The 10392-nt window shown below is 63.7% G+C and carries 9 protein-coding genes; 2 read left to right on the forward strand and 7 right to left on the reverse strand.

Annotation, left to right across the window (positions count from 1 at the left end; all coding sequences use genetic code 11):
* The first annotated feature begins 90 nt into the window (after positions 1 to 90).
* Positions 91 to 990: a dihydrodipicolinate synthase family protein gene (locus ACIQ2A_RS23975; protein WP_398484185.1), complete on the forward strand. Its 900-nt coding sequence runs from the start codon at positions 91 to 93 to the stop codon at positions 988 to 990.
* A gap of 106 nt (positions 991 to 1096) precedes the next feature.
* Here the strand turns inward: ACIQ2A_RS23975 and ACIQ2A_RS23980 are convergent, their stop codons facing one another.
* Both ACIQ2A_RS23980 and queC read right to left on the reverse strand, forming a co-directional pair.
* A complete protein-coding gene (locus ACIQ2A_RS23980) occupies positions 1097 to 1855 on the reverse strand; it encodes a hypothetical protein (RefSeq protein WP_398484187.1) in 759 nt (252 codons plus the stop codon).
* A gap of 192 nt (positions 1856 to 2047) precedes the next feature.
* Complete coding sequence (queC, locus tag ACIQ2A_RS23985) at positions 2048 to 2761, reverse strand: 7-cyano-7-deazaguanine synthase QueC (RefSeq protein ID WP_398484190.1); 714 nt, start codon at positions 2759 to 2761, stop codon at positions 2048 to 2050.
* Positions 2762 to 2894: 133 nt separating this feature from the next.
* Between queC and mazG the strand changes: the two genes are divergently transcribed.
* On the forward strand, positions 2895 to 3710 hold the full coding sequence (gene mazG, locus ACIQ2A_RS23990; RefSeq protein ID WP_398484192.1) for a nucleoside triphosphate pyrophosphohydrolase: 816 nt from the start codon (positions 2895 to 2897) through the stop codon (positions 3708 to 3710).
* A gap of 161 nt (positions 3711 to 3871) precedes the next feature.
* On the opposite strand, the gene hflX is transcribed toward mazG, so the two are convergent.
* From hflX to ACIQ2A_RS24015, 5 genes are all read right to left on the reverse strand, one after another.
* On the reverse strand, positions 3872 to 5257 hold the full coding sequence (gene hflX / locus ACIQ2A_RS23995; RefSeq protein WP_398484194.1) for a GTPase HflX: 1386 nt from the start codon (positions 5255 to 5257) through the stop codon (positions 3872 to 3874).
* A 23-nt stretch (positions 5258 to 5280) separates the two neighbouring features.
* Complete coding sequence (gene hfq, locus ACIQ2A_RS24000) at positions 5281 to 5523, reverse strand: RNA chaperone Hfq (RefSeq protein ID WP_211908183.1); 243 nt, start codon at positions 5521 to 5523, stop codon at positions 5281 to 5283.
* A gap of 201 nt (positions 5524 to 5724) precedes the next feature.
* On the reverse strand, positions 5725 to 6582 hold the full coding sequence (locus tag ACIQ2A_RS24005) for a D-amino-acid transaminase (RefSeq protein ID WP_398484197.1): 858 nt from the start codon (positions 6580 to 6582) through the stop codon (positions 5725 to 5727).
* A gap of 169 nt (positions 6583 to 6751) precedes the next feature.
* Positions 6752 to 8122, reverse strand: a complete 1371-nt coding sequence (locus ACIQ2A_RS24010; protein WP_398484199.1) for a sigma-54-dependent transcriptional regulator — start codon at positions 8120 to 8122, stop codon at positions 6752 to 6754.
* Between the two features lie 32 nt (positions 8123 to 8154).
* Complete coding sequence (locus tag ACIQ2A_RS24015; protein WP_398484201.1) at positions 8155 to 10374, reverse strand: ATP-binding protein; 2220 nt, start codon at positions 10372 to 10374, stop codon at positions 8155 to 8157.
* Positions 10375 to 10392: the final 18 nt, after the last annotated feature.

Below are 10392 nucleotides of genomic sequence, written 5' to 3' on the forward strand. Positions count from 1 at the left end.
TCACCCGCCCGACTTCGCTACGCTACGCCGGTCGACCTCTCCCCGGTGGGGAGAGGTGAAACAAGAACCTCACACACGAGAGAGACGCCCATGCCAGCCATCTTCCCTACCGGCGTGTTCTGCGCCGCGACCACGCCGTTCAATGCCGATCTCTCCGTCGATCAGGGCCTGTTCACCGCCCATTGCCAGCGGCTGCTCGATGACGGCTGCACCGGCATCGCCATGCTCGGCACCACCGGCGAAGCGAATTCGCTGTCATCCGGCGAGCGCAAGTCGCTGCTCGAAGCCGTGGTGAAATCCGGCATCGCGCCGAAGAAGCTGCTGCCGGGCACCGGCGTCGCCTCGATCATGGAAACGGTGGAGCTGACGCAGCATGCGCTGGCCAATGGCGTGAACACCGTGGTGATGCTGCCGCCCTATTACTACAAGGGCGTCTCCGACGACGGCATCGTCGATGCCTATACGGCGATCATCGAGCGCATCAATGATCCCAAGCTGCGCGTGGTGCTCTATCACATCCCGCAGATGTCGTCGGTGCCGATCTCGCTGGACGTCATCGACCGCCTGATCAAGCGCTTCCCGGAGATCGTGGTCGGCATCAAGGACTCGTCGGGCGATTTCGCCAATATGAGTGCCATCGTCGAGCGCTTCCCCGGCTTCTCGGTGCTGGTCGGCGCCGATCCCCTGATGATCAAGCTGCTGCCCATGGGCGGCGCCGGCTGCATCACCGCGACGTCGAACCTGGTGGGCGGCGATCTCGCCACGGTGTTCAACGGTTTTGCCGATCCGGCCAAGGCGGCCGAAGTCGCGGCCGCGCAGGAGCGCATCGTCTCGGGTCGCAATGCGGTCTCGACCTATGCGCAACTGCCATCGCTCAAGGTGCTGCTGGCGCGGCAATACGGCAATGACGGCTGGATGCGCGTGCGCCCGCCGCTGGTGGGGCTGAGCGCGGCCGATGCGGAAGCGGTCAGGCAGTCGTTCGCGGCGTAAACCCTTCTGTCGTCATTGCGAGCGCAGCGAAGCAATCCAGTTCTTTGGTCAAAGGCTGGATTGCTTCGTCGCTACGCTCCTCGCAATGACGGCGATTGAACGATGTTTATAGATGCGGCTCGCGGCTGCGCGAGCCGCCTTCCGGCGGGAAGCGGATCGTCGTGCCGATGGTGATCCAGTTGGAATCCTCGCCGGTGATATTGCGGCCATAGATCAGATCGACAGAAAACGTCTCGTTGGGCCGATAGCGGATGCCGGTCTGCAGCCGCGGCTGGATCACGCTCGGCATGTCCGCCCGGCCCGCCTGCCCATACAGTTCGATCGTGTATTGCAGCGTATCGGTGAACTTCCAGTCGAAGCCGATGCCATATGTAAAATAGTGCCAGTCATTGACGCGGTCCCAGAGCCAGCCGGCATTCAGATTGATGCGCGTGGTCTCGGAGAAGCGATAGGTCGCGGGGATTTCGACGAACAGCGCGGTGTTCTGGCCGGTGACCGCATCGAAGGTCGCGCTGCCGAGCACGGAGACGCCGAACTTGCCGATCCCGGTCGGCTCGAAATTGTATTTGGCCTTGGGCGCGATAGTCGTGGAGTAATCGCCGCCCGAACGGCTGTAATTGGTGAGCGCGCTGAGTTCGACCGGCTTGCCGAGATCGACCACGCAGGACGGATTGGCGATCGCCGCAAAGTCCGTATTCGTCGCCATAGAATACCAGCTCTCGATTTTGCAGGAGCCGACTTCGGAGATGTCAGCGGCATCGACGGCGTAGGCGCCATTGGCGGCGTTCGCGCGATGGACGGTGCATGACACTGCGATCGTCGTCGCGATCACTGCTGCGAGTAGTTTACCCCAGGCTTTCCCCATCGGGAAAGCGTAGCTGAGTCGCGCGCTGTCGAGCGGTAGTTTTGCGGCGGATCGTCGCGCGGCGGCACACACTCCGTCCCTCATGGTGAGGAGGCGCAAAGCGCCGTCTCGAACCATGAGATGGCGGAGCTCCGTCGCCATCCTTCGAGACGCCGCTGCGCGGCTCCTCAGGATGAGGGGCGGAGTTGGGTGTCAGGCACTGGTTGCCTTGAACTCCCGCCACCCCTTGGCGCGCAGTTCGCAAGCCGGGCATTTGCCGCAACCGTAGCCCCAGTCATGGAGTGCGCCGCGTTCGCCGAGATAGCAGGTGTGGGAATGCTCGCGGATCAGGTCCGTCAGCGCCTCGCCGCCGAGATCGTTCGCCAGTCCCCAGGTCGCGGCCTTGTCCAGCCACATCAGCGGGGTGTGCAGCTGGAAGTCTTTCGCCATGCCGAGATTGAGCGCGCTGTTGAGCGCCTTGATGGTGTCGTCGCGGCAGTCGGGATAGCCGGAATAATCGGTCTCGCACATGCCGCCGACAATGTCGGTGATGCCCCGGCGATAGGCCAGCGCCGCGGCAAAGGTCAGGAAGACGAGATTGCGGCCGGGCACGAAGGTGTTCGGCAGGCCGTCGGCGCCCATCTCGATGGCGACGTCGCGGGTCAGCGCGGTTTCGGAAATCGACGACAGCGTCGGGATGTCGAGCGTGTGGCTGTCGCCGATCCTGGTGGCCCAGGCCGGATTGATCGCCTTCATGCCGTCGATCAGCTTGGCGCGGCTGTCGAGCTCGACGGCGTGGCGCTGGCCATAAGCAAAACCAAGCGTCTCGACGCGGGCGAAGCGGTCCAGCGCCCAGGCAAGGCAGGTGGCTGAGTCCTGCCCGCCGGAGAACAGGACAAGGGCTGTGGAGGTGGATGGGTCGGTCATGGCGAGGGCATAGCACAAAAGTTGCACCGAATTGTAGGGCGGGTTAGGCGAAGCCGTCACCCGCCGGCGGAGCTCGTGTGACGCGCCGGCGGCGGATGACGCTGCGCTCATCCGCCCTACGACCGGAGCCTGCATGACCCCTTCCCGCGATATCACCCGCCTGCTCGAGATCATGGCCGCGCTGCGAACCCCGGTGACGGGCTGTCCGTGGGATCTGGAACAGGATTTCGTAAGCATCGCGCCCTACACGATCGAGGAGGCCTATGAGGTCGTGGACGCGATTGCGCGGGGAGATCTCGACGATCTCTGCGAGGAGCTGGGCGACTTGCTGCTGCAGGTCGTGTTCCATGCGCAGATGGCGTCCGAGCAAGGCAGGTTCGATTTCGGCGATGTGGTGACGGCGATCACCAGGAAGATGATCCGCCGGCACCCGCATGTGTTTGCGGATGCCGATGGCAACGTGACCTCCGGCCATGTGAAGGGCGTGTGGGATCGCATCAAGGCGGAGGAGAAGGCCGAGCGCGCGGCGCGGCGGGGCGAGGACATCACCGCGCCGAAATCGCTGCTGGCAAGCGTGAAGGCCAGCCAGCCGGCACTGGCGCAGGCGCTGGCGCTGCAGGCCAAGGCGTCCACGGTCGGCTTCGACTGGAACGATCCGCGCGCGGTGCTGGCCAAGATCCGCGAGGAAGCCGACGAGATCGAGGCAGCGCTGGAGCGCGGCGACCCCGATCACATCGCGGAAGAGACCGGCGACCTGATGTTCGCGCTGGTCAATCTGGCGCGGCACGTGAAGGCCGATCCGGAAATGGCGCTGCGCGGGACCAATGTGAAGTTCGAGACGCGGTTCGCGTATATCGAGCAGGCGCTGAGAGCCAGGGGGCGCACGCTGGAAGACGCATCGCTCGAGGAGATGGATGCGCTGTGGAACGAGGCGAAGGGAAAGGTGTGACCCAAGTCCGTGCCGCCTACTCCTGATCCTCATGGTGAGGAGGCGCGTAGCGCCGTCTCGAACCATGAGCTGGCTTGGCTCCTGAGCCTGCGGCCATCCTTCGAGACGCCGCTGCGCGGCTCCTCAGGATGAGGGACGGAGTTGGGATGGAGAGCGGAGTTTTACTCGGCCTCGCGCAGCACCGCCTTGAACCGCTCGATCACCACGTCACGCTTGGTCTCATCGACCCGCACGGTCATGTCGAAATGACCTTCATGCAGCTCCTTCACCAGCACTTCGGCATTGCGATGCAGCCAGCTGATGCCGGCGCCGTCTGATGCGTCGATGGAGAGGTCGAGCGTGATGCGCGTCGCGGCGAGGCGATCCTCGATGGCGGTGAGCAGTTCATGGACGCCCTCGCCTGTCGCGGCTGACACCATGAAGACCGGGCTCTCGGTCGGCCGGCGTGCCGCGATATTGGCGAGGTTTTCGCGCTCCTCGTCGGAGAAGCGATCGATCTTGTTCCAGACTTCGAGAATGCGCGCGCCGGCGCCTGCATCCATGTCGATGCCGAGCTGGCGCAGAACGTTGTCGACGTCGCTCTGCTGCGCTTCGGCATCTTCGTGGCTAATGTCGCGGACATGCAGGATGATGTCGGCTTCCAGCACCTCCTCCAGCGTGGCGCGGAACGCGGCCACGAGCTGGGTCGGCAGGTTGGAGATGAAGCCGACGGTATCCGACAGCATCGCCTTGCCGCCGTGGGGCAGCGTCAGCGCGCGCAGCGTGGGATCGAGCGTGGCGAACAGCATGTCCTCGGCCTGCACATCGGCACGGGTCAGCCGATTGAACAGCGTGGACTTGCCGGCATTGGTGTAGCCGACCAGCGCGACCACGCGATACGGCACGCGCTGGCGGCCGGCGCGATGCAGCCGGCGCGTGGCCTGCACTTTCTTCAGATCGGCCTCGAGCCTGCCGATGCGATCGCCGATCATGCGGCGATCGGCTTCGATCTGGGTTTCGCCGGGGCCGCCCATGAAGCCGAAGCCGCCGCGCTGGCGCTCCAGATGGGTCCATGAGCGGACGAGACGGCTGCGCTGATAATTGAGATGCGCGAGTTCGACCTGCAGCGTGCCTTCTTTCGTCTTGGCACGGCGGCCGAAGATTTCCAGGATGAGGCCGGTGCGGTCGAGCACCTTGGCCTTCAGTTCCTTTTCGAGATTGCGCTGCTGGATCGGCGACAGCGCGCAGTCCATCACCACGATGCCGACCTCGTTGGCGGCGATGAGACCGGCGATCTCCTCGACCTTGCCCTTGCCGAGATAGGTGGCGGGACGGATTTGGCTCAGCGGGGCTGCGACCGCCTCGACCACTTCGAGATCGATGGCGCGTGCAAGACCGACCGCCTCTTCGAGACGGGCTTCGGTGTCGCGGACATGGGCATAGGCGCTGGCCTCGGCATCGCCGCGGCGTTCGCGCAGATAAGGACCGACCACGAGAACGCGGCCGGTCGATTCGCTGCCGGCCGCGGGGCGGTCGGCAGCATTGCCTTCAAAGCTACGAAATTCCAATCAAGCGTCTTTCAGGCGTTCGCTCAGGCTTCTTCGCCGCCTTCGAACAATTGGATCGGCGCGCCCGGCATGATGGTCGAGATCGCATGCTTATACACCAGCTGCGAGTGGCCGTCGCGCCGGAGCAGAAGACAGAAATTGTCGAACCAGGTGACGATTCCCTGCAGCTTGACGCCGTTTACGAGGAAGATCGTCAGGGGTGTCTTGGTCTTGCGAACGTGGTTGAGGAAGGTGTCCTGTAGATTTTGTGCGCGGTCTGCCGCCATTTTTCTTAATCCCGCAGTCTGTTGTGTCTGTTTTGTTGCTTTTCTTGCGCCCGGCCCGCCCCTCTGTTGATTTCGGGAGCGTCACCTGACTGCCGAACGCCCAAAGATCCCCCTCGGGGCGCGCAGCAGGACGATTAGACGGCAGACGGCGTGTGAAGGCAAGCCGCCACACGGAAATCGTGCCTGGAAATGCGGCAAACTCTACGCAATGTCCGCAAATTTATGGAATTCCTGGCGCAAACGGAGTGCAGTCGGTCCCGGTTTACCATCGCCGATCGCCTTCCCGTCGATGGCAATGACCGGCATCACGATCTGACTCGCGGAGGACACAAAGGCCTCGGCAGCGTTGGCAGCCTCCTCCGGAGTGAAGTTCCGCTCCTCCAGCTTGAGCTGGAGCGATGCCAGCACCTCGACCAGTACGGCGCGGGTGATGCCCGACAGGATGCCGCGCTCGGCGCTCTTGGTGACGACCTTGCCGTCCTTGGTGATGATCCAGGCGTTGCAGGACGCGCCTTCGGTGACAAAACCCTTGTCGTCCACGTACCAGGCCTCATAGGCGCCCTTGTCGCGGGCCTCCTGACGGGCGAGCACGTTCGGCAGCAGGCCGACGCTCTTGATGTCCACGCGCGGCCAGCGGTTCTCGGCTGTCGTGATGACCTTCACGCCGCGTTCGGCGGACGCCTGGTTCTTGGCGAAGTTCAGCGACTTGGCCGTGACGACGACGCTCGGCTTCACCTCGGGCGACGGAAAGCCGTGATCGCGATGGGCGACGCCGCGGGTGACCTGGAGATAGACGATGCCGTAATTGATGCGGTTGCGGCGGACGACTTCCTGCATGATGACCTTCAGCGAGGTCAGCGCCATCGGCATGGCGATGCGCAGTTCACGCAGCGAGCGCTCCAGGCGCGCCATGTGGCGCGGGAAATCGACCATCTTGCCGCCGACGATCTCGCAGACCTCATAGACGCCATCGGCGAACTGGTAGCCGCGGTCTTCGACATTGACGGCTGCGTCGCTGAGGTTGGTGTAGAGGCCGTTGACATAGGCAATGCGCGACATGGGTCGGAATTCCGGTTGGTTGTTTCCTGGGAACGATAACACAAACGCTATAGCGTAGGATGGGTTGAGCGCAGCGAAAACCCATCGGCCGTCGATTGCGGCGGGCTCCGCCGATGGGTTGTCGCGCCGGCCTTCGGCCGCCGCTCAACCCATCCTACGGCCCGGCGTTTTACCCCACGCCGAGCGCCTTGAGCTTGCGATGCAGGGCCGAGCGCTCCATGCCGACGAATTCGGCGGTGCGCGAGATGTTGCCCGAGAAACGGCTGATCTGCGCAATCAGATAATCGCGCTCGAACACTTCGCGGGCTTCGCGCAACGGCAGGCCCATGATGTGCTCGCCATTGTTGGAGGTCGGCATCGACGGCACCATGGAGCCGACATCCTGCGGCAGCATGTCGGCGGTGATGATCACCTCCGGTCCGCCGCCGGCCAGGATCATGACACGCTCCACATTGTTGCGGAGCTGGCGGACATTGCCGGGCCAGACATGGGACTGCAGCACGGCCATGGCGTCCTGGCCGATCTGGCGGCGCGGCAGACCGGTATTGGCGGAGATCTGCTCCATGAAGAATTCGATCAGCTCCGGGATGTCCTCGCGATGCTCGGACAGCGGCGGGACGCGGATCGGGACGACGGAGAGGCGGTGATAGAGATCCTCGCGAAACGTGCCCGCGGCGATCTCTTCTTCGAGGTTGCGCGCGGTGGAGGAGATGATGCGCACATCGACGCTGACCTTGGTGGTGCCCCCTGCCCGCATGAAGGTCTGATCGACCAGCACGCGCAGAATCTTGTTCTGGGTCTCGCGCGGGAGATCGCCGATCTCGTCGATGAACAGCGTGCCACCATGGGCTTCTTCGAGCGCGCCGGCCTTGCGCTGCTGCTCGCCATTGCTCTGCTCGGTGCCGAACAGTTCAAGCTCCATGCGCTCCGGCGTGATCGCGGCGGCATTGATAACCACGAACGGGCCGTTGGCGCGCGACGACGATGCATGCAGCGTGCGCGCCGCGAGCTCCTTGCCGGCGCCGGACGGGCCGACGATGAGGATGCGGCTGTTGGCCTTGGCGGCGCGGTCGATGGTCTGGCGCAACTGGTTCATCGCAGCGGAGCGGCCGCTCAGCTTGCTGGCAATCGGCGAAATCTGCTTGAGTTCGCGCACTTCGCGTTTCAAGCGCGACGTCTCCAACGCGCGTGTCGCGACGAGGATCAGGCGATCAGCCTTGAACGGCTTTTCAATGAAGTCATAGGCGCCACGCTTGATGGCGGCGACGGCGGTCTCGATATTGCCGTGGCCGGAAATCATGACGACCGGCAGGTCGGGATTGTCCTTCTTCACCTGCTCCAAAAGCTGCAAGCCGTCGAGCTTGCTGCCCTGCAGCCAGATGTCGAGGAAGACCAAATTGGGACGACGGTTGGAGATTTCATTCAGCGCACTGTCACTGTCGCGCGCGGTGCGCGTCGTAAAGCCTTCGTCTTCCAGAATGCCCGCAACGAGATCGCGGATATCGGCTTCGTCGTCGACGATCAGAATGTCATTTGCCATGGGTCAAAATATCCTGGTCACGTTTCTTCTGTTCAACTGCCGGTGACGGCTGCGATCTTCGGTTCTTGTTCGGGCGCCGCTTTCGCGTCGCTCTTCTCCGCGTCAGGCTTCTGACCGGAGATTGCGAAACGCAGCCGCATCCAGGCGCCGCGCTGGCCTGGCTTGATGCTGGATGCGTCGCCGAGTTCGATCCCGCCGCCGTGGTCTTCCAGCACCTTGCCGACAATGGCGAGGCCGAGGCCGGTGCCCTTCTCGCGCGTGGTGACATAGGGTTCCAGCAGACGCGAGCGATTGGTTGTCGGCAGGCCGATGCCGTTATCGACGACGTCGATCACGATCTGGCCGTTCTCGCTGAAGGCTGTGACGTCAATGCGACCTTTGCCGAGTTCTTCCGGCGGCACGGCCTCGATGGCTTCGGCGGCATTCTTGATGATGTTGGTCAGCGCCTGCGAGATCAGCCGGCGATCGAACTGCGCCTTCAGCGGCTCTTCCTTGATCTCGGCATGGAGGTCGAGTTCGGGATGCCCGACGCGCATCAGGAATACGGCCTGGCGCACGGTGTCGGCGACATCTTCGCCTTCGATGACGGGCTTCGGCATCCGGGCAAAGCGCGAGAACTCGTCCACCATGCGGCGGATGTCCTCGACCTGGCGCACGATGGTGTCGGTGCACTGCTCGAAGATCTGCTTGTCGTCGACAATCACCTTGCCGAATTTACGCTTGATGCGCTCGGCGGACAGCTGGATCGGTGTCAGCGGATTCTTGATCTCGTGGGCGATGCGACGCGCCACGTCAGCCCAGGCCGAGGTGCGCTGCGCGGAGACGAGATCGGTGATGTCGTCCAGCGTGATGATGTAGCTGTCGCGCGACTGGCTGGTCTGTTCGGCCGAGATGCGGACGGACAGATTGCGCTCGCGGCCCTCGCGATCGATGGTGATTTGCCCCTGCACCAACCGCTGCGAGCTCTCGCGGGCGTTCTGCATCAGCTCGTCGAGTTCGGGGATGATCTCGTGCAGCGGGTGGCCGAGCACTTCGGACTCGGAATGGCCGACCAGCTTTTCCGCCGATCGGTTGAGAATGCCGATGACGTTGGAGCCATCGACACCGATGATGCCGGCGCTGGCCGACGACAGCACGGCCTCGATGAAACGGCGGCGGCTGTCGATGACATCAGAGGCCGAGACCAACTCGTCGCGCTGGGTGCGCAATTCCGAGGTCATCTTGTTGAAGGTCTCACCGAGATGGGCGAGATCGCCTTCCGACTGGATCACGGGGACCTGCACATGGAGGTCGCCGGTGGAGACCATGTTCGCTGCACTGACCAGACGGCGGATCGGGGCCACCAGCCAGTTCGAGAAGTTGAGGCCAATCAGCACGGCCGACATCAGCACCGTCAAAGCGATGACCGTGAACATCAGGCCGAAGGCAATCTGGATTCCGAGGCGGCGCGATTCCAGCTCGGTGTAGTCGGCGACACTGGCCTGGGTCTGCGCCATCTGCGCGACCACGCGCGGGTCGAGCTTGCGCGCGACATAGAGATACATGTTGTCGAAGGCGCGCAGCTTGATGACGGCGGCGACATAATTGCCATCGGGGATGATGGTGATGGCCGGCTCGCCGGTGCCGACATTGACCAGGAAATCCGCCGGAGGCGGTTCGAATTCCGGCCGGACACCCGGCTGGTCGGGCTCGATGACGGTACGATCCTTGTCGATCAGCATCGCGCCCGGCAGGTTGCGCGCCTTGGCATTCGCCAGCATCAGCGAGCGGAACGTGCCGCGGTCCTGATAGAACAGCGGCTGGATGCGGGCGAGATCATCGGCCATGCCGAGAATGTCGCCGCCGATCAGTTGCGCATGCTCGTTCACATAGGCACGTGCGACGGTCATGGAATTGCCGATGACGGCCTTGGTCGGGCCGGAGAACAGGCGATCGAGGCCGCGATCGAGGGTCACATTGGCGACGATCGAGACCAGCACCGCCGGCAGCACAGCAATCACCGAGAACAGGCTGACCACCTGCACATGCAGCCGTGCTGCGGCCCTGCCCCGGCGCCGCGCCTGCACGACCTTCCAGATCTCGCGGGCGATGATCAGCACCAGCAGGAGAACGGTGGCGGCATTGATCAGCAGGAAGGACACGACCACCAGATGGGTGGGCGCGAGCGGCGTGAGGCCATTCAGGACAAGGAAGGTCAGGCAGGCGGAGAATAGCGCCATGCCGACGGCCATGGGTACAAACAGCCGCCGCAATGGATTGCGCGACTCGAA

The organism is Tardiphaga sp. (genome assembly GCF_044336785.1).
Classification (GTDB): Bacteria; Pseudomonadota; Alphaproteobacteria; order Rhizobiales; family Xanthobacteraceae; genus Tardiphaga.

Coding starts and splice junctions, on each gene's coding strand:
- hfq (WP_211908183.1), bottom strand. CDS start 5,523: ATGGCGGCAGACCGCGCACAAAATCTACAGGACACCTTCCTCAACCAC.
- ACIQ2A_RS24010 (WP_398484199.1), bottom strand. CDS start 8,122: ATGGCAAATGACATTCTGATCGTCGACGACGAAGCCGATATCCGCGAT.
- ACIQ2A_RS23975 (WP_398484185.1), top strand. CDS start 91: ATGCCAGCCATCTTCCCTACCGGCGTGTTCTGCGCCGCGACCACGCCG.
- queC (WP_398484190.1), bottom strand. CDS start 2,761: ATGACCGACCCATCCACCTCCACAGCCCTTGTCCTGTTCTCCGGCGGG.
- ACIQ2A_RS24005 (WP_398484197.1), bottom strand. CDS start 6,582: ATGTCGCGCATTGCCTATGTCAACGGCCTCTACACCAACCTCAGCGAC.
- mazG (WP_398484192.1), top strand. CDS start 2,895: ATGACCCCTTCCCGCGATATCACCCGCCTGCTCGAGATCATGGCCGCG.
- ACIQ2A_RS23980 (WP_398484187.1), bottom strand. CDS start 1,855: ATGGGGAAAGCCTGGGGTAAACTACTCGCAGCAGTGATCGCGACGACG.